Annotated in this window: 19 protein-coding genes; 2 read left to right on the forward strand and 17 right to left on the reverse strand. The window is 28.8% G+C overall.

Annotated elements, in window-relative coordinates; all coding sequences use genetic code 11:
- Positions 1 to 4 precede the first annotated feature (4 nt).
- Positions 5 to 1,633: an acyl-CoA carboxylase subunit beta gene (locus B2217_RS01620; RefSeq protein ID WP_114998982.1), complete on the forward strand. Its 1,629-nt coding sequence runs from the start codon at positions 5 to 7 to the stop codon at positions 1,631 to 1,633.
- A gap of 53 nt (positions 1,634 to 1,686) precedes the next feature.
- Here the strand turns inward: B2217_RS01620 and B2217_RS01625 are convergent, their stop codons facing one another.
- Genes B2217_RS01625 through B2217_RS01670 form a run of 10 tightly spaced genes read right to left on the reverse strand, consistent with a single transcriptional unit; the run spans position 1,687 to position 12,242 of the window.
- Positions 1,687 to 2,262, reverse strand: a complete 576-nt coding sequence (locus tag B2217_RS01625; RefSeq protein WP_180905885.1) for a sugar transferase — start codon at positions 2,260 to 2,262, stop codon at positions 1,687 to 1,689.
- A gap of 5 nt (positions 2,263 to 2,267) precedes the next feature.
- Positions 2,268 to 4,751, reverse strand: coding sequence for a polysaccharide biosynthesis tyrosine autokinase (locus B2217_RS01630; RefSeq protein WP_291122018.1), 2,484 nt, complete (start codon positions 4,749 to 4,751; stop codon positions 2,268 to 2,270).
- 2 nt (positions 4,752 to 4,753) lie between these two features.
- Positions 4,754 to 5,539, reverse strand: coding sequence for a polysaccharide biosynthesis/export family protein (locus B2217_RS01635; RefSeq protein ID WP_291122019.1), 786 nt, complete (start codon positions 5,537 to 5,539; stop codon positions 4,754 to 4,756).
- A 2-nt stretch (positions 5,540 to 5,541) separates the two neighbouring features.
- Positions 5,542 to 6,645, reverse strand: coding sequence for a glycosyltransferase family 4 protein (locus tag B2217_RS01640; protein ID WP_291122020.1), 1,104 nt, complete (start codon positions 6,643 to 6,645; stop codon positions 5,542 to 5,544).
- Positions 6,632 to 7,378, reverse strand: a complete 747-nt coding sequence (locus tag B2217_RS01645) for a glycosyltransferase family 2 protein (RefSeq protein ID WP_244958004.1) — start codon at positions 7,376 to 7,378, stop codon at positions 6,632 to 6,634. The genes B2217_RS01640 and B2217_RS01645 overlap by 14 nt, the downstream gene beginning before the upstream one ends.
- Positions 7,369 to 8,487: an EpsG family protein gene (locus tag B2217_RS01650; RefSeq protein ID WP_180905881.1), complete on the reverse strand. Its 1,119-nt coding sequence runs from the start codon at positions 8,485 to 8,487 to the stop codon at positions 7,369 to 7,371. Before B2217_RS01650 ends, B2217_RS01645 begins: the two co-directional genes overlap by 10 nt.
- A gap of 6 nt (positions 8,488 to 8,493) precedes the next feature.
- Positions 8,494 to 9,483: a glycosyltransferase family 2 protein gene (locus B2217_RS01655; RefSeq protein ID WP_180905880.1), complete on the reverse strand. Its 990-nt coding sequence runs from the start codon at positions 9,481 to 9,483 to the stop codon at positions 8,494 to 8,496.
- On the reverse strand, positions 9,483 to 10,547 hold the full coding sequence (locus B2217_RS01660; RefSeq protein WP_291122021.1) for a glycosyltransferase: 1,065 nt from the start codon (positions 10,545 to 10,547) through the stop codon (positions 9,483 to 9,485). Before B2217_RS01660 ends, B2217_RS01655 begins: the two co-directional genes overlap by 1 nt.
- Positions 10,548 to 10,553: 6 nt before the next feature.
- Positions 10,554 to 11,102: a serine O-acetyltransferase gene (locus tag B2217_RS01665; RefSeq protein ID WP_181816277.1), complete on the reverse strand. Its 549-nt coding sequence runs from the start codon at positions 11,100 to 11,102 to the stop codon at positions 10,554 to 10,556.
- A gap of 3 nt (positions 11,103 to 11,105) precedes the next feature.
- A complete protein-coding gene (locus B2217_RS01670) occupies positions 11,106 to 12,242 on the reverse strand; it encodes a glycosyltransferase (RefSeq protein ID WP_291122022.1) in 1,137 nt (378 codons plus the stop codon).
- Between the two features lie 71 nt (positions 12,243 to 12,313).
- Between B2217_RS01670 and B2217_RS01675 the strand changes: the two genes are divergently transcribed.
- On the forward strand, positions 12,314 to 13,669 hold the full coding sequence (locus tag B2217_RS01675; protein ID WP_291120772.1) for a hypothetical protein: 1,356 nt from the start codon (positions 12,314 to 12,316) through the stop codon (positions 13,667 to 13,669).
- Between the two features lie 5 nt (positions 13,670 to 13,674).
- Here the strand turns inward: B2217_RS01675 and B2217_RS01680 are convergent, their stop codons facing one another.
- From B2217_RS01680 to B2217_RS01710, 7 genes are read right to left on the reverse strand one after another with little or no spacing between them, the layout of a single operon-like run.
- Positions 13,675 to 14,265, reverse strand: coding sequence for an HAD-IB family phosphatase (locus tag B2217_RS01680; RefSeq protein WP_291122023.1), 591 nt, complete (start codon positions 14,263 to 14,265; stop codon positions 13,675 to 13,677).
- The gene (locus B2217_RS01685; protein ID WP_038335306.1) at positions 14,265 to 14,990 is read right to left on the reverse strand and encodes an SDR family NAD(P)-dependent oxidoreductase; all 726 of its coding nucleotides are present in this window, start codon (positions 14,988 to 14,990) and stop codon (positions 14,265 to 14,267) included. Before B2217_RS01685 ends, B2217_RS01680 begins: the two co-directional genes overlap by 1 nt.
- Positions 14,987 to 16,309 (reverse strand): FAD-binding oxidoreductase, encoded by a 1,323-nt coding sequence (locus tag B2217_RS01690; protein WP_291122024.1) that lies wholly within the window; start codon positions 16,307 to 16,309, stop codon positions 14,987 to 14,989. The genes B2217_RS01685 and B2217_RS01690 overlap by 4 nt, the downstream gene beginning before the upstream one ends.
- Positions 16,299 to 17,174, reverse strand: coding sequence for a UbiA prenyltransferase family protein (locus B2217_RS01695; RefSeq protein ID WP_291122025.1), 876 nt, complete (start codon positions 17,172 to 17,174; stop codon positions 16,299 to 16,301). The genes B2217_RS01690 and B2217_RS01695 overlap by 11 nt, the downstream gene beginning before the upstream one ends.
- Entirely contained in the window at positions 17,175 to 18,002 is an 828-nt protein-coding gene (locus B2217_RS01700; protein WP_180905872.1) for a hypothetical protein, read from the reverse strand.
- A 9-nt stretch (positions 18,003 to 18,011) separates the two neighbouring features.
- Positions 18,012 to 19,160 (reverse strand): glycosyltransferase, encoded by a 1,149-nt coding sequence (locus B2217_RS01705; RefSeq protein ID WP_180905871.1) that lies wholly within the window; start codon positions 19,158 to 19,160, stop codon positions 18,012 to 18,014.
- Positions 19,161 to 19,164: 4 nt separating this feature from the next.
- Positions 19,165 to 20,097, reverse strand: coding sequence for a hypothetical protein (locus tag B2217_RS01710; protein ID WP_280045528.1), 933 nt, complete (start codon positions 20,095 to 20,097; stop codon positions 19,165 to 19,167).
- Positions 20,098 to 20,100: the final 3 nt, after the last annotated feature.

Here is a 20,100-nt window from a genome sequence, read left to right on the forward strand (position 1 = left end):
CACAATGGATTTAACTTTTAATAAAAGAGAGGATCATAACAAATTATTACTTTCTAAACTACGCCAAAAACTGAAACAAGTTTACCTTGGCGGAGGTCAAAAAAGAATTGATGCGTTGCATAGCAAAGGAAAAATGTCTGCAAGGGAACGTATTGATTATCTTTTGGACGAAAAAAAACCGAACATAGAGATTGGTGCTTTAACAGGAGATGAAATGTACAAAGAACACGGCGGATGTCCTTCGGGAGGTGTTGTTGTGAAAATTGGTTACATTTCTGGTAAACAGTGTATTGTTGTTGCAAATGATGCGACAGTAAAAGCTGGTGCTTGGTTCCCAATTACAGGTAAAAAGAATTTGCGTGCTCAAGAAATTGCGATGGAAAATAAATTGCCAATTATTTATTTGGTGGACAGCGCAGGTGTTTATTTACCAATGCAAGATGAGATTTTTCCTGATAAAGAAATGTTTGGTCGAATTTTCCGCAATAATGCAATCATGTCATCAATGGGAATTACTCAAATTTCTGCTGTGATGGGAAGTTGTGTTGCTGGTGGAGCATATTTACCAATTATGAGCGACGAAGCAATGATTGTAGACAAAACAGGTTCTATTTTCTTGGCAGGAAGTTATTTGGTAAAAGCAGCTATTGGAGAAGATATTGACAACGAAACTTTAGGTGGAGCAACAACACATTGCGAAATCTCTGGCGTGACTGATTATAAAGCAAAAGATGATAAAGATGCGTTGGATAGAATAAAATCTATTGTTGGTAAAATTGGTGATTATGAAAAAGCTGGATTTAATCGAATTGAAGCAGCAAAGCCTGCTTTAGATGAGCAAGAAATCTATGGTATTTTACCTGAATCTCGTGCTGAGCAGTACGATATGTATGAGATTATTAACAGAATTGTTGATAACTCAGAATTGGACGAATATAAGCCTGATTATGGAAAATCAATTATTTGTACTTATGCTCGAATTGATGGTTGGGCGGTTGGAATTGTAGCTAATCAACGTAAAATCGTGAAGTCTAAAAAAGACGGAATGCAGTTCGGTGGTGTGATTTATTCAGATTCTGCGGATAAAGCGACTCGTTTTATTGCGAATTGTAACCAAAAGAAAATTCCGTTAGTTTTCTTACAAGATGTGACTGGTTTTATGGTTGGATCTAAATCTGAACATGGTGGTATTATCAAAGATGGTGCGAAAATGGTAAATGCAGTTTCTAATTCTGTTGTTCCAAAATTCACGATCATAGTTGGTAATTCTTATGGTGCAGGAAACTATGCTATGTGCGGAAAAGCATATGACCCTAGATTAATTGCGGCTTGGCCTTCGGCTCAATTGGCAGTTATGGGAGGCGAGCAAGCGGCGAAAGTTTTGTTACAAATAAAAGAAGCGACATTGAAAGCGCAAGGTGTAGAAGTTGATGAAGTGAAAAAGCAAGAACTTTTGAACGAAATTACAGCAAAATACAATGATGAAACAAGTCCTTATTATGCTGCGGCACGTTTGTGGACAGATGGAATTATTGATCCTTTAGATACGCGTAAATGGATTTCGATGGGAATTGAAGCTGCAAATCATGCTCCTATTGAGAAACAATTTAATTTAGGTGTTATTCAAGTTTAGAAAAACGAAAATATTTTTAAAAATAGAAGAGAATCCAATTTAGGATTCTCTTTTTATTTTTTGAATATTGTTTGAAACATGTAAATCAAATCTTGTCGAAAACTCCAATTCTTTACATATTCTACATTAATTTTGACTTTATCTGGCCAAAGAATTTCATCATTATATTGGATTGGATCTTCTACATTAGACAAAACTTCATCCTCATTTCTATATTTTAATTGAGCTGGACCAGTTATTCCTGGTTTAACTTTCAACATCAATCTATCTTCTCCAATCAATTTATCCGCATAACCAGCGACATCAGGTCGAGGACCAACAAAACTCATTTCTCCTTTTAGAATATTGAATAATTGAGGTAATTCATCTAATTTATAATCTCTAAGAATCTTTCCAATTTTGGTAATTTGATGTTGATTGGTTGTTATTGTCGATTTAGAAATTCCTTTAATCGTTCTAATTTTATAAATCTTGAAAAACCTTCCATTCTTCCCTACTCTTTTCTGTGTAAAAACGCCAAATTGATTGGTATCTATAGAACTTATGATAATTAACAAAACAATTAATCCCACTAAAAATATTAGTAGGATTAATGCAAGTATATAATCAAATATGTTCTTTAAGATCATTTCAATTAAAAGAATTTACCTTTAATTCGAGAAGCTAAACGTTTTATTTTTCCAAACGATGAATTATCAAAATTCTCATCTCCAGAAAAATAACCGTAGCCATAACCATAACCGTAGCCATAGCCGTAGCCATAGCCGTAGCCATAACCATAACCGTAGCCAGTTTTAATTTGGAAATCGTTGAATATAATTCCGACATTCGAAACTTCACCTTCATCATATTTATTAGAAATCGCATTGATAAAGTTTTTCTCCGAATAATTGTAGCGAGTTACATACAATGTACAATCTGCATAACGCATCAAATCGTACGAATCTGTTACCAAACCAATCGGTGGTGAATCTATAATTACAAATTCATATTTCTCTTTCAATTCAGCAAATAATTGATCCATTCGTTTACTTAAAATCAATTCTGAAGGATTTGGAGGAATTGGACCTGCTGTAATAATATCTAAATTTGGTAAAATTGTACGTTGCGTAATTTGATTTAATTCTAAATCACCCGCAACATAGTCTGTAACACCTGTTTTATTATTGATGTTAAAATCATCAAATATTTTTGGTTTACGTAAATCTAATCCAATCAGAACCGTTTTCTTATCCATAGAACCGATTGAACTCGCAATATTCATCGCGTTGAAAGTCTTTCCTTCACCTCCAATAAATGAAGTTACTAAAATCGTTTTATTATGTTCTTCAAGTCCTGGATTCTTATATAAATATTTTAGATTAGAACGAATTGATCTAAACGATTCTGAAATTCCTGATTTTGGATTATTGATTACAACTAAAGGCGAATTATCTCCTAATGGACCAACTAAACCAATAATTGGAATATTCGTACGACTTGTAATATCTTTTAATACACGAACTTTGAAATCTAATAATTCTTTAATCACTACATAAATCAAAGGAATCAATAAACCAATTCCCAAAGCTATTAAATAATTACGCTGCGGATTTGGATAAATAGAACCTTGACCTTGATTTTTAGCTGGATCAATAATTGTGATATCAGATACGATAGATGCTAAAGATAAATCAGTTGTATTTAATTGATTAATTAAAGTTGAATACAATGTACTATTCAATTCAAATCCACGATTCGCTTCAACAAATTCAATTTCTTCGTAAGGTAAATCTTTCGCTTTGAATTCAGATTCCGCTAACTTAGCATTAATCATTGACAGATCAGTATTCAGCTTTTGTAAATGCGCATTAACTACATTCGAAATGTTATTTCTAGTTTTAGCTAATTGACGATCAATTTCTCTAATCTCATCAGTGTTAGATTTATAAACCTTAAGCATTTGCTCGCGCTGATTTTCAAGATTATCTAATTGATCAACATTCGTCATGTAATAAGACACATCAAGACCGGCAATATTAAGCGCAATTAAATTATCAACACTACTCGATTTTTTAGGCATTAAACGATGTAATGCATTGATTTTCTCTTCTACAGTTACGCGTTCTTTATCTAATTCAGTAAGCTTCCCTAAAAGCTCACCTTTTTTTGTATCGAAATTATAAACTCCTGTTTTCTTCTGTAACTCTTGCAAATTGTTTGTTGCGCTATCTAGCTTAAGCTTTACTGCTGCAATTCGTTCTTGTAAATATTTACGTGTTTGGTAGGCTGATAAATTTCTTTCTGCTAATTCATTTTCTATTAAAACTTGAATTGAATTGTTTAAAATATCAACTGCTTCATTCAAACTTTCAGCATTTTTTGAAACAGCTATTATACTTGAAATTTTAGATGGATTTGTGACATTAAAATTCTGTACAGCTCTTCCTGTTGCATCTTTGATTGTGACTAATTTAAATGATATTGAGCTCTCAGAAAATGGTACATTTGAACGAGTCAACATGATTTTATAATTTTTACCTACCATCCATTGATTATAATAACCAATTTTAGGTAAATTCAACTCGTCAGACTTTATAATACTATCTTTAGTAAATTGATATAAAGAACCATTTTTGTTCTCGACTTCAAAATAAAAAGAGTTATGATCTTTAGGTTTTACTTTTACATCAACATATGCAACTTGTTGATGTAATGTATCAATATGAACATGAAAAGGAGCATCTAATTTATATATATTAGATTTTTTTAAACGTCCTTCTTCAGTATAGAAAATATAAGATTCTGCTCTTTTTACAACTTTCTCATTATGAATACGAGAAGTTAATGTATACGATAACCCATCAATTTTATTTGCATTTCCTCCCCAAATAAAATTAATAGAGTTAGAGGCTAATGAATTATTGGCAGAACTATTATCTTTAATTTTAAATGTTGTATTTGCTGTATAAATTTTGTTCAGCCTCCAATTATTAAGATAATATGCTACCGCCAACGCGATTAGCATCGAAATTATATATAATGGCCAAGCATTCAATAATCTTGGGATAAGCCTTTCTACATCAATAAAGTCAGATTGTTTTTTCTTAACTTTTTGATTAATTGTTGTATCTGCCATTATTATATTTTATCAAAGAATAAATAAACTCCTAAAATTGTTGCAATTGCTCCCATTACAGTAGTAACAACAGTAAGAGGATTTAGTCCTACACCCCATACTTTTTCTTTACGAGGATTAACAACAATAATATCATTATTCTGAATCCAATAATACTCAGAATTCATAATAGATTCTTTTGTTAAATCGACATAAACCTGCTTTGTTCCATCTAAATCTGTTCTAATAATTCGTACATTCTTTAAATCAGCATAGATATTATTCGTTCCAGATTGGGCAAAAGCATCTAGTAACGTCACATTTTTTTTAGGTGCTCTAAAAACTCCTTGACTTGCTTCTCCTACAATAGTATATTCTATTCCCGCTAAATTTACATCGATAAAAGTTCCCTTTTCATCGTAGATTTTATAGAACTCATCTTGAATTTTCTTTCGAGCTTGTTCAATAGTAAGACCTTCTAATTTTATTTTCCCAATACGAGGTAACTCAATTGCTCCGTCTTGTCTTACATACACTCCATTTCCTGCTTGAGTACTATTACCTGAAGTAATAAAATCACTAAGAATTCCCATAGAAGCTCCTGCAGCAGAAGAAATATTAATTAAAATTTGATCATTTTTTTGAATATGATATTCAGGTTTTTCAAAAGAAATCTTACCATTTGCATCTAATTTTAAATTAGGATCTGGCTGAATTAGTTGAACATCTTTTAAAGATATACATGAAAACAAATTCATGATTATCAACAAAATAAAGGTTTTGGTTAAAGTTGATTTTAAGTTAAGCATTTTTATAATGATATTTTTTTATTCTTTTTTAATACTACAGCATATCGTAGAGAGACAACAAAACTAATTGATGAAACAATAAAGATCAAAAATAGTTTATTAATTTCAATATTTCTAAAATAATACCCAATGAATATAAAAAAAATGTTAATAAGTACTAATATTATAGAAGTTTGAATATGAGTTAACCCTAATTTTAAAAACTGGTGGTGAAGATGGTTTTTGTCAGCTGAAAAAGGACTTCTTTTTCTAAGAATCCGGATTGTAAAAACGGATAATGTATCTACTATTGGAATTACAAAAATAAAAAGAAGTAAAACAGGACCCGTTTTTAATCCTAAACTTGATGTTTCACTAATATATAAAAAACGAATTGCCATAAAAGTCAAAATAAATCCTATAACCATAGAACCAGTATCTCCCATAAATATTTTAAACTTTTTAGACAAATTATACCTTCCAAAACCTAATAAAACTGCTAGTGTACTAATCGCCAAAATTCCAATTCCGTAATCAAATATTCTATAGAATATATAAACAAAACACAAACTAATTACTATACCAATTCCTGCAGCTAAACCATCAATTCCATCAATTAAATTAAACGCATTTATTAAGACTATGAAAACAAAAATGGTTAAAATAACTCCAATAAAGTAAGGAATTTCATAGATTCCAAATAACCCTGAAAATGACTTAATCATTATACCAGAACCAAAAATGATTAAAATAGTACTTATAATCTGACCATATAATTTTTTATCAGGAGCTACAACTAATAAGTCATCCATTAATCCAATAAAAAATAATATTGTAATTGCAGATAAAAAGAAAGAATAGTTAACACCTAATTCAGTTGCAAATATTGAGGTGGATACAACAATCCCAAAAAATAAAGCTACACCTCCTAAAGTTGGCACTTTATTTTCATGAGAACTTCTCTCTCCAGGCACATCCATCAATTGTTTTTTATATGATATTCGTATAATTTTTGGAATCGATATTAATGTAATAAATAAAGCAGAAAAAAATGCTCCAAATATATTGACATATAAGGGAGAGATATTTAATGTATATAAATACTCTAATAATTTAAAATTTTCCATATTTTTTTATTCCATTAATTGCCCAAAAAAAAGTGTAATAAGACGATTTAAAAAAATTCATTTTTAAATAATATCTATAAACATTATATTGTTTTTTTACAATTCGTAATTTATTTCGAGAAACTGAGTTGTTTCTAATTCTATAAATAGCTAAAGATTCATTGATTGCTCTTGCATATTTTATTTTACCTAACAAATCTATCCACATTGCATGATCTTCCCGAAGTTCTACATCTGGAACCGGTATTTTTCCAATTCGTTTTGAATCATATACAGATGTTAACATCGGAATAGGACAATTATATAAAATTCGATTTCGATCTACTTTGTCTACAGCAATAAAATCTGCTAACAATGGTTTTAAATTTTCATCAACCCGTTTATAACTTGAATAAACTAACTCTTCATTATTCTCTATTAAATAATTAATTGTAGTTTCTAAAAAATTAGGAAGCCATAAATCGTCACTATCGAGAAATGTTATAAATCTACCTTGTGCTTTATTTAATGCTAAATTTCTAGCATAGGCAGCACCTTGGTTTTTAGATTGAATAACTAATTTTATTCGTTCATCATTAAATGATTGAATTATTTCGACAGATTTATCTGATGAACAATCATCTACAATAATCCACTCCCAGTTCTTATAATTTTGAGATTTTATTGAATCATATGTTTCTGAAATATACTTTTCTGAATTATAACAAGGCGTTATTATAGATATTAATTCCATTTCCATAGCCCGTAAACCGCTTCTTTATTAAAAACTGTTCTATAATTTGAGAAATTTGATTTATGTGCTTGCTTTATTTGAAACCAAAAAATCAATAATACAGTATAAGACACAAAACTCAAATAAATAAAATTTCTTTTAAATTTATCCCCATCAAATACATATACTAATCTACCAACTGCAAGCCCTAAGAAAACTAAATAAAATCCAGGTAATCTAACACCAAAAATTCCTTTTCCTAAAAAAAAGTATAATAAAACTCCAAAAACAAAAAGATTACGGAAATAACAATATAATTTATCTTCTACAGCATATTTATTATAAATAATAATTGAAAGAATTGAAATAATCTTCACGAAATCACCTACTGCTACACCATTACCTTGATCATATAACTGACTTTGATAACTCTCAAATTTATCTTGACCAATTGGCATAAAATCCATAATGATTTCTATAATTGAATTTAAACCTGTATAAAACCCTATAATTGAAAACACAACTAACCAGCCTATAAATTTTTCATCAAACTTCATTGGGGCAATCCAATAAGCAAGTAAAAAAACAATTATAGATTCATGAAATTGAAATCCAATTGTAATACAAATCAAAAACTTTATTAGGTTACGATCGATTACATAACGTATAGAATAAAGTGCAATTGCATTTGCTAATCCTTGCCTAATATGTACATGCTCTTCGAACATAAAATTCGGCATCGCATAAATAAATAATACTAAAAAAGGAAATCCTCCGTATTTATAGAAAGTTGTTGTCTTTAGAATAAGAGAAGTTGTTGCAACTATTAAAGTAAGCATCCCAAAATCAAAACCATAATCAACAAGTATTTTATTCAGGCCTAAATATCCTTTCTCCATACCTGCCATATAGGCAAAACGACCAAACTCTGACCAATTTACATAAGCCAATGCATTAAAAGTATCAAAATATGCTACCCAATCAGGACTCAATGCATATCCCAATCCAGCAGTTAAACACATTATCACAACAATTAATACATATGATTGTTTACTAACCTTTTTATTAGAAAACTCTAAAAAAGATGCAACAAGTAGAAATGCAAATATGAATAAATAAATAAAACTCACTACCGATTAAAATTTAAGTAATAGTTGAGGATAAATCATGGCTAAATGGTAAAAAAATCTTTTTTTCAATGGTAATGAATTTAAATAGTTTTTATCAAAACGCTTGTAGTTTTTAAGTTCTTTTTTTGTTAAGTTATTTGCCTTTAAAAAGTCATTCAAAACATTTAACATTTTACGCTTCAATTTTTTATCTTTCACATAAGCCAAATAAGCTAAATACGAATAATAACCTTGTATAATTTGAAAACGCTTTAACTCAGTTGCAAATGTATTGTATTTACTCTGATAAAAATAATTTGTCACCTCATTTACAGCAACAAACATATCCAAACCTTTCTCCGTATGTGTTTTTGTAATAGAATCTTGTCGTTCGAAATACTTATAAAAAGGTTCATTTATTTTAGAGATAATACTAGAATCTAAAACCAATTTCGGAATCAATTCTATATCCTCAAAATGAATTCCTTTTCTAAATTGATGATTCTCAAACAACGATTTTTTGAAGATTTTATTACAAGCAAAGCAACTCATTTCACCAAAAATGGTAAAATCTTCTGCTAAAATCATTTTTTCTGGCAATTGAGGCGATTGCGGTAAATCACGAAATTCTTTACCATTTTCATCAACTTTTACCAAATCACACAAAACAATTTCAGATTCATCTCTTTTCGCCAATTCATACATTTTCTCCAACATCGTTAAATCAATATAATCATCAGAATCAATAAAAGCAATAAATTCTCCTTTTGCTTTATCAATACCAGCATTTCTCGCATCACTTAATCCTCCATTTTCTTTCTGAATAGAAATTATGCGCGAATCTTTAGAAACAAATTCATCAATAATTTCTTGAGAATCATCCTTAGAACCATCATTTACAACAATCACTTCAATTTCTTTCAACGTTTGATTCAATATCGAATTTAAACATTTCGAAAGATATTTTTCGGTGTTATAAACTGGCACAATGACTGATATTTTAGACTGAATTGACATTATATTTTATCAAAAATTGATTCGTATTGTTGAATTATTTTTTCTTTACTAAATCGAGAATAAATACTCGAAATTATTTGTTCTTCTAAATGATTTTCTTGCAAAGCCTCTTTTATTTTTTCTGCAAAACCTTTTGAATCTGAAATTGGAAAAATTTCTGCATTAATTCCTTTTTGTACAATTTCATTGATTCCTCCTGGACAATTATTTGCCAAACTATAAGTTCCACAAGCTCCAGCTTCCAACAAAACATTCGGAAAACCTTCGTAACGAGAAGAAAGCACAAACAAATCTGCATTCTTTAAATAAACAAATGGATTTGAAACTTTTCCTTTAAACGTTACATTATTTAAACCTAACTCTCCTTTTTGTTGAGCTAGTTCATCTTTAAAAGCTCCATCACCAAGAATCGTTAAATGTATATTTTCTCCTTTCAATTCATTCATCACATTCAATAAAAGATCAAAACCTTTTCGTGGTGAAAGATTTCCTATTGCCACAATATTTTTATAGCTCATGTTAAAACCAACATTAACACTTTCTATTTTTAATCGATTAATCAAATCAAAATCAACAGGATTATTAATTTTCACAATTTTATTTTCCGAAATTCTAAAATTCTCAATCAGATCATTTTTCATGTCGTCGCTTTGTGCAATAATCTGATGAAAATTATTATGAAATCGATAAAAGAATAAAATTTCTTTACGTTTTACATGTTTAGAAACCACATTTGTTTCTCTTGTGATAAACTTAGTTTTAGGAAACAACGAAATAATTGGTGATAAAAAAGCCGAAATTTCTCCCCAACCTGTAAAAACGATTTCTGGTTTCAACTTTTTAATCAACGGAATAATTTTGAAAATCGAATAACGAATACGAGAAACCTTTAATTCAATAATTTCAACATCATCTTTCAAATGATTCAAATAATAACCTTCTTTTTTGAACAACACCAATTTTGGACAGAATTTTGTTCGATCTAATTCATTACAAAGCGTTGTAATTACTCGCTCCGCACCTCCTTGATTAAGATCTGGCAATATGAAAAGTATTGTTTTCAAAAAATTTTAATCAATTCTATTATTAATATAACCTTCCGTTGCTTTTTCGTTCGAAATAATTTGCATTGGATTTCCTGTCACAATCGAATTATCTGGTACGTCTTGCGTTACATAACTGTTTGGCGCAATCAACACGTTATTTCCAATTGTAATTCCACCAACAATTACGGCATTTGTACCGACCCAAACATCATCTTTCAAAATTGGAAAACCTTTCAATTTTCCTCTATTTGTCTGTCCTAACGTTACGCCATGCGCTATATTGCAATTTTTTCCTATTTTACATTTCGGATTAACAACAACAGTTCCCCAATGACCTAAATTTAAACCTGCTCCAATTTCTGTTTTTGCAGAAATTTGATAGCCATATTTAATCGAATAACGACGCAGCAATAAACGATAAATCAATCCTAAAGGATGTTTTGTAGAATATTGTTGAGCTTTTCTTAAACAATAAATAAAACGAAAACCTGGACTTATAAAGCCTTTCAAAAAAGGAGAATTCGTCCAATATCCAAAGTTTCGATAAAAATCTTTCTGAATAATTGTCTTCATAATTTAGTTTAAATATTTTTCAATTGAATTTACTGCATTACCTAACTCAAAAGGTAATGTTTTTCCTTCAATGATTTGTTGATATTTATGGGCAATTTCAGGATTTTGAATAAAATATTTCATTCCATCATAAATTGCTTCCTCTTCATTATGGATAATATACCCTAATTCGCCATCATTCAACATTTCTCTAACTCCCGAAACATCTGTTGTAATAATTGGTTTTGCTAAAACCATCGCTTCAAATAAAACAGTTGGATAACCTTCGTAACGAGAGGACAAAATATAATAATCGGCTTGAACAAAATAAGGATATGGATTTTCTTTGAAACCAATCAAATGTGCTGTTTCTTCAACTTTTAATTCTTCAACCAATTTTTTGATATTCGGAAAATCATAACCATCACCAACAATCCAAACTTGATGTTGAAAGCCTTCGTCTAACAATCTGCGATGCGCTCTCAATAGACGATCAAATCCTTTTTGTGGAAAAACTGTTCCGATTGAAACAAATGTCGGTTGATCAGTTTTTTTCTGAATCTCACAAGGTTCTAATGCTGACTTTTTAATTTCATTGACATCAATAGGATTATAAATTCGAACCACTTTTTGTTTTTGTTCATCTGAATTTGCTAAACCTAAAAATAATTGATTAATTTTTTCTGAAATCACTAGAATCTGATCAAACTTGAAAAAGTTTTTCAATCGTTTTGTTGTATATTCAGGAATATTCGACAAATCATTGTGAATCCAAACTATTTTTTTAGAAGATTTAATCGGAGAATTCAAGATTTCATCTGCCATTCCATGAATTGCCGCAAACTCTATATCGTATTTTTTATTCGGTAAAATAAATTTGTAAAGCAACTTTGGAAATGATGACAAAATCTTTTGATAAATCACTCGAAAAGCTTTTTTCGGAATATCCTGCGGACGATTTGTCGTAATCATTTCACCTTTATTCAAATAATAGATATTAATCCAAGACGGCACATCTTTGAGATATTTACCCGAATAAAGATTTAACAACAAATCAATTTCGTATTTTTCTGGTGAAAGATTTTTGAGAAAAGTTACCAATACTTTTTCAGCACCTCCATGACGAAGTGAGCCAATACGTATTAATATTTTCTTTTTCATAGTTTAGGTTTGTGCAAAATTAATAATTTTGTGAAACCTTAAAAATAAATTACTTAAAATAACCTAAAACTATGTTAGAAAATTTTAAATCAGTTCTAAAAACAAGCCCATTCAAAATTATAGGATTATTAATTATAGGATGGATTGTGATGGTTGGATTGAATTATTTTTTAAACGAAAACCATTTTTTTACTGGTTCCAGAATTACTTTTCCAATAAGTGTCGTATATTTTTCTACTATCACTTTTCAAGGTGTCTTATTTTCAATATTTTTTTTATTAACAGGTTTATTCGCATTAAAAAATTATCATCATCTAAGTATTTTAAAATTATTTATTGCTTACATCTTGTTAATAATATTTGGAAACCTAGCTCAAGGTTCAATCCATCAAACTTTTTTAAGATCATTTCTTGATACTGATTTTCAATACTTTCATGATGTAGTTAAAATTAAAAATGGCTATACATTCATTTCAAGTTATAATGAGATACAAGATACTTTAACAATGCATGCCAAAACACATCCTCCTTTTGCTGTTTGGATACAATATATTATTTACAAAATTTTTAACGAGTCAGTACTTGGTTTAGCTATCGGAATGTCTATTCTTTCACTTTGTTCATTTTTTCCTTTGGTAAAAATTATTGATTTTTTCAAAATAGAAAACTCTAAAAGAAATATTCTTCTCTTAATTTTTGCACTTATTCCTGCTGTGAACATTTATAGTATTGTATCAATAGATGCTGTGTTTCTATTTTTTAGTTTAATTTTTTTATATGGAATGTTAATCATATCAAGATCGAATTCTATAAATATTAAAGGAATATTATTAGCATTTATAGGATTTTCTTTAGCAAATAGTATATCATTTAGTGGAACTTTTTTTGCCTGTGTTGCAGCAATATTATCAATATATCAATTAATCATTGAAAAAAATAAATACACAATCATTAACTTTATAATTGTAGGAATCTTATTTCTTTTCTATATTTTATTACTTCAATTAATACTTGATTATAACCATATTGAAGCTTTTTTCAATGCTTCAAAACTTGAAAACCCTAATGGTTTTAGAGGATTTCATCAACCAATTGTTTATCTTTTTACACGTTTAGAGAACATTAGTGAAATATTACTTTTCTTGTCTTTTGGTTTTTTCGCCTACCTATTTACCCCAAAAGTATTTAATCTTAAAAAGAATGAAATTAATTTTTATTTGCCAATAATAGCGTTCCTCTCTTTAATGCTAATGTTTTTGACAGGTGCCTATGGAACAGGAGAAACAGCAAGAGCTTGCCTTTATCTTTACCCTTATATACTTTTACTATTAATCAATGTAAAGGAAGTAAACGTTTTAAAAAACATAGCTTATATTGCTCTTCTACAAACATTCGTAATGCAATTAATAGGAGATTATTTTTGGTAAATGAGTTAATTAAAATATCTAAAATTAGATTTTGTGGCGATCGAAAACATTGCTTCATCACCTTTTGTGTCACCAAAAGCTATGATTTGGTCATATAAAGACAAATCAATTTCTTTCTCGATTCTATTCTTTTTTTCTTGGTAATTACAATTTGGTGAAGCAAATTTCCCTGTAAAAAAGCCTTGTTCATCATATTTTGCTTTGGTACAAATTAGTCCCATTTCATAATAATCTGCATAAGGTTGAATCCAAAAATCGACTGAAGCCGAAACGATAAATTTGTCATTATAATTACTTAATGATTTAATATATTCATCAGCTTTAGAATAAATTAATTCTTGATGATTTTTTTCGAAATAATTTTGAGCTAATTGATTAATTTCAACATAAGATTTTCCTTTCAAAAATTTAGAAATAAACATTTCTTTTACAAAACCAGCATCAATTATCTTCAATTTTGAAACGATAAATAATGGAATAAATATCAGATAATTAATAAAGTAAACTTTAGGAAAAGAGAATTTTAAAAAATCGAATAAGGTATCTTTACAAGTTAATGTTCCATCAAAATCAAAAAGGTATAAATTGCGATTCATTACATTTTCATTTTTTTGAAAATAAATTCAGGAACATTACGAATTATCATCATAATTCCCCACCATAAAAATGTCACATAAACAACATTTTTCTTTTTGACATAAGCCTTATAAATAATATTAGCCGCTTGATCTGGTTGAGCAGTTAATGGTTTTGGTGTTTCGATATCAGCTGTCATTTGCGTATCCATAAATCCTGGAATAACCGTCATTACATGAACTTTTTTATGGAATAAATAATTTCTCAAACCAGCTAAATAAGCTGTGAAACCAGCTTTTGCAGATCCATAAATAAAATTGCTTTGACGACCACGTTCACCAGCTACAGACGACAATCCAATGATAGTTCCCGAACCTTTTGCTTCGAATTTCTGCGCAAAATGATTAATTAAGACAATTAATTTTGAGTAATTAACTTCTACTATTTGTTTCGTATTCCAATCATCATATAAACCATCTTCCGAATTTTTCCCTAAATATCCAGCTGCACAAAACAATAATTCAGAATCGATATGAGAAATTAAAGAATAATCGTTTTCTTTTGTTAAATCGAAATGAACAATCTCGCATTTTTGCTCATATTTTGCATAAAAATGTAGTGCTAATTTCTTTGTTTTTTCGATGTTTGATGTAAATAAATAAACCATCGGAAATCGTTTACCTTCTTTCAAAACCTTTTCTACAAAAGCTATTGCTACATCAGAATTTGATCCTATTACTATCATTTTTGCTTAAATCTATTGATACGTTCGTTTTGCATCGACTCGAATTTTGGAGAATCGATATGTTGTAAATAATCTGTCAAGGCTGGATTGGACATCGCGTCTTTTGTTCGGTAAATATGTCCTCCATAATCCATCACAATTTTATCTAAACTTGCAATTAATTTCTCTAGTTTATTGTTTACTTTAAAGTCTAAAGCCAAGGTATATCCTTTCATTGGAAACGAATTATAAGCTTTTGGATTATTATCACCAAACAATTTCAATACTACTAAAAAAGAACCATTTCCACTAGCAGCAATTGTTTCCAAAATCTTTCGCATTCCTTCTTTTCCCGTCTCCTTTGGAATCACAAATTGATATTGAATAAATCCATTTTTCCCATAAATACGATTCCAATTATGAACAGCATCTAACGGATAAAAAAATGTTTCGTAATCCACATAATTTTTCAAATGCTTTTTACCTTGTTTATTAAAATATAACCAATTGAAAATCTTGATTGATAAAGGATTTAACGCAAAATTTGGAAAGAAAAATGGAATATTTAAGTTTAATTTCTTCTTAATTTTTAAAGGATTCTTTTTGAATTTTTGAGGTAACTCGTCTAAAGTCGCATGTTCGCCACGCAACATAATCGATTTTCCTAAGGAAGTACCTTTTTGTAAACAATCTAACCACGCAACATTATATGTCCAAGATTCAGAAGATTCGAACAAATCAAAAATCTCATCTAAATTCTTTGCCTGAATTGCTTCATTTCGAATATATGCTGACTCAATTTTTTTCAACATAAATTTAGCAGAAATAACAATCCCTGTTAATCCCATTCCTCCTATTGTTGCCCAAAATAAATCTGTGTTTTCATTTCTTGAACAATGTAAAATATCTCCATTTTCGATCATTAAATCGAAATGAATTAAATGATCAGAAAAACAACCATCGATGTGATGATTTTTTCCATGAACATCTGATGCAATTGCTCCGCCAACTGTAATAAATTTGGTTCCAGGAGTGACTGAAATGAAATATCCTGCCGGAATTGCAACTTCTAAAATATCTGATAATAAAACTCCAGATTCAACTTCTATAATTCCATGTTCGCGATCAAAATCGATAAATTTATTCCATTTCGATGTTGAAATAATTGTATTTTGTAATGATGCATCTCCATAACAACGACCATTTCCTCTCGCAATAACTTCTTCATTTGAAAGAATTGCTTCCTGAAATTCTAAAATTGTAGTTGGAGAGACAACATTGGCTTTTATAGATGGATATAGTCCCCAATTGGCAACTGGGATTAATTTTTTATTTTCCATTGTTAAAATAAATCAATAAAACATAACAGATTCCCCACATAACAATTAAAATTTGAAGAAAATGATCTTTAAAAATCAATTTAGTCGGAGATTCTGTTTTAGCATATACAAACGTCTGTTGCAAATAGCGCAAAACGGCTGCAAAAACAAAGACAAAGGTATAAATAATATAATGGTGAAATTTGGATTGTGTTTCTGGGGAAAGAATAAACATCATGTAACAAATTACAGCGACAGTACATGTTATAGCTAAGGCAGAATTAAGAAAATTGAGATTATATCCGTCTAGCGATTTTCTTGTAATACCTTCGAGTTCGGCGTTGATTAATTCCCCTCTACGTTTTCCTAAAGCTAAAATCAAAGCCAAATCAAAAACCAATAAAATCGTCCAATCTGTCACTAAAATCCCCGTCATATAACCGCCTACAAAAACTCTTAGTAAGAAACCAAATGCTATTATCATCACATCAAGAATTGCAATTTGTTTTAATTTGAATGAGTAAGCTAAATTCATAAAAAAGTAAATTCCAACAAGAATTGCAACCTGTTTATTTCCAAAAAAATAAATCAAAATTGATGTTACAATGACTAAAATAACAAATAGAATTAAAGCATTTTGCTTCGATATTTTACCACTTGCGAGTGGTCTATTTTTCTTTTCGGGATGTTTTTTATCTTTTTCAATATCAACGTAATCATTGATAATATAAATACTACTCGCGACAAAAGAAAAAATTAAAAAGCCATAAAACGACTCAATAAACAAATCGATATTCAATAAATTTCCCGAAAAAAATATTGGTAAAAAAACAAATAAATTTTTTACCCATTGGTTAACACGTATAAGTTTTAAATAGTTTAGCATTTAATTATTATTTTTCCAATCTCTATAAATCTGATTTGATTTTTCTCTAATTTTTCCTAAATCATCAATATAATAAATAAGTTCCTTTATTTTAGTGTCGTAATTATCGTTCACAAAATTTAATAAATCTGTCCACTCTTCAAAAGATAATTCCACAAAGTTTTCTGTAGCATAACATTCCGAACCTTTAGCATTTAATCTTAGCTGATAATTTAGACGTTTTATTGGTGTATTATACTGGGATTTATATATATCAGCAAAAATAGTTTGTTTAAAATGTAAATCAGATTTATCCATTTGCATATAATTTATTTCAAAATCTATAGGCAAAGGAACCGAAATATGATAAAAAAACAAATTAGGTTTAATTTGTAAACCTGATAAAATATGATGAAATATTGTATTTACTTTTATGTGTTCTTTATGCCAATCAATCGGAAAGGGAATAAATATATTAGAAATACTTTTATTATTTAATAATTCTTTTAAATCTGAGTAATCTTCATAACTGTTAGATACAACCAATTCAAAACCAATTTTATTCTTTAATTCAATCAATTCATTTCTTCTTACAGTTTTATTTGTTTCATTATAATTATTTCCTAAGAATTGAAAATAATAAACGATTGTATTTTTTTTCAATAACAGCTGACTATTACCTATCCATTCGTCATCGGCATGAGGAACCAACACTAAATTTTGGGATTCAGATACATCAAATGGTTTTCTATTTTTATATGATTCGACTTTTTGAAAATGATATTGTAGATACCATTTTAGCAGATATTTATAACGTCGTAATTTATTTTTTAATTGTTTACTAATCATACAAAATTATTATTCAATTAATGAATTCCATTGATTAATAATTAGATCTTTTCTCCACTTTTCAGAATTTTCTCCACTTAATTTATTGAGTAACTCTAAATCCTCTTCATAATCAATTAAGTATTGTAATTTTTCTTTAAAAAGTTGTTTATCATTCATAGGAATTAAAAAACCATTTTTCTCATTCACAATATCAGAAGGTCCATACTTGCAGTTATAAGAAATTAATGCGTTAGCTGTTAAATTCGCTTCAATCAAAACCGTTGGTAAACATTCGGTTTTACTTGTAAAAAGAAAAATTTTACTTTTCGAAAGTTCTTGAAAAATTTCTGAAATAGTTTGACTTCCTAAAAATAGAATTTTATCATTTAAAATCTCAATAGATTTCACTTTGTTTTCTAACTCATTTTTAGATGGTCCATCTCCAATAATCTTAAATTTAAAATCTTTTAAATTGATTTCATTAACTATATCAATCAATTCACCAACATTTTTATCCGCATCTAATCGACCAACATAAATTAACGTATTTTCTTTTTGATCAATCAAACTTTCATCAAAAGATTCAAAAGGTTCTCCTATTAAATTAGGAATCAAGTGAACATTTTTATGAATATTTTTATAATGTTCTAAAGAATTGGAGTTAATACAAACAACACCTTTCAAATTTTTGTAATGTTTTCGTAAAGTATCTTTCCATAATTTTCCTCCTACTTCAAAATTTGCATGTTCCCAAGCAATTGTCTTTCCTCTTACTTTTTTATTCAATGCTAATTGAGCAGATAATTTATACCAACTTGAGATAATTACATCATAATTTTGACCATTCTTGTTCATCCATTTATGTAACATTTCCCATTGACCGAAATCATACACATAATTTTTGATGTTATTTTTATAGGGCAATTTTGGAAAATACTTATTCAAGTTAACATTAATTTTTTGAAATCCCCAATGCGAAAAAGTATCAATTACAATAATCTTAACTCGATGGTCTAATTCAAAAAAGCTACTTTTTTCATTGATCATAATCACAATTGAAACATCATAACCTTTCTCCACTAATTCGTTCGCCAAGGAAACTAATACGCGTGCGACTCCCCCAGCCTTGAAAAGCTTGTAATAAACAAATAGTATTTTTTTTGGTTGGTTGGTCATATTACTACTTCTTTAAAATATTCTTTAAATCTTTACTCAAAACTGTATTGAATTTTTCAACTCCAATTTGATTCAAATGGTTATTGTCAAAAAAATCTGTAGAATCTTTCAATTCAATTAAGTTTTGATAATTTTTATAATTACCTAAATTACTTAAAAAACGATCCACATCTTTATTATTATTAATTGATTTATAAAGCGTTTTTGTAATAGGTGCTTGAACAATATAAACATCAATTCCTTTACTTTTTATAAACTCTATATTATTTATCAATTCATCTTTTTGACTTTCCCTTAAATCCCATTTCGAGATTTTTTCATCATTAAATATATTTTTTCTAAAATCAGTTTCGACAAATCCTGTTAGCGAAATATAAGTATCTTCTCCTTGATGAATTTCTTCTTTAAATCTTTTATTCAAACCAAAAGTTTGACGAAATCCAGAAAAAATTAAAGTATTATACGCTAATAAATTATGCACTTCATTTGCCATTTCAATTGAATTGATATCAATTTTATTATTACTCAAAATATCCAAAGAAGATTCCACTCCATCAATATTCATTGTTCCTGCATAAGCTTCATAAACGACCAATTTTGGATTAATTTGTTCTAAATATTGATGTAATAAAACTTTTGTATTGATTGGAGTTTGAGCACTTGAACCTAAGTTGAAAGCTGTAATTCCATCTCTTTCTAAAATTCTAGGATCAATTCCTCTATACGCGTGAGAAGAACCTACAATCAAAACATCTACATTTTTAGTCTTCTGTGCATCTTGCATTCGTGTAAATGTATGTCCATAACATCCCATACAACTTCTTACATTTTTAGACATATAGAATGGTAAAGCTGAACTCCAAATTGGCATTATAACAATATAAAATACAATTGCAAATAATGAGAATAGACCTATGTTAATTAAAAATTTCTTCATCTT

Origin of the sequence: Empedobacter sp. UBA7620 (assembly GCF_002484185.1) — a bacterium.
In the GTDB taxonomy this organism is placed as follows: domain Bacteria; phylum Bacteroidota; class Bacteroidia; order Flavobacteriales; family Weeksellaceae; genus Empedobacter; species Empedobacter falsenii_C.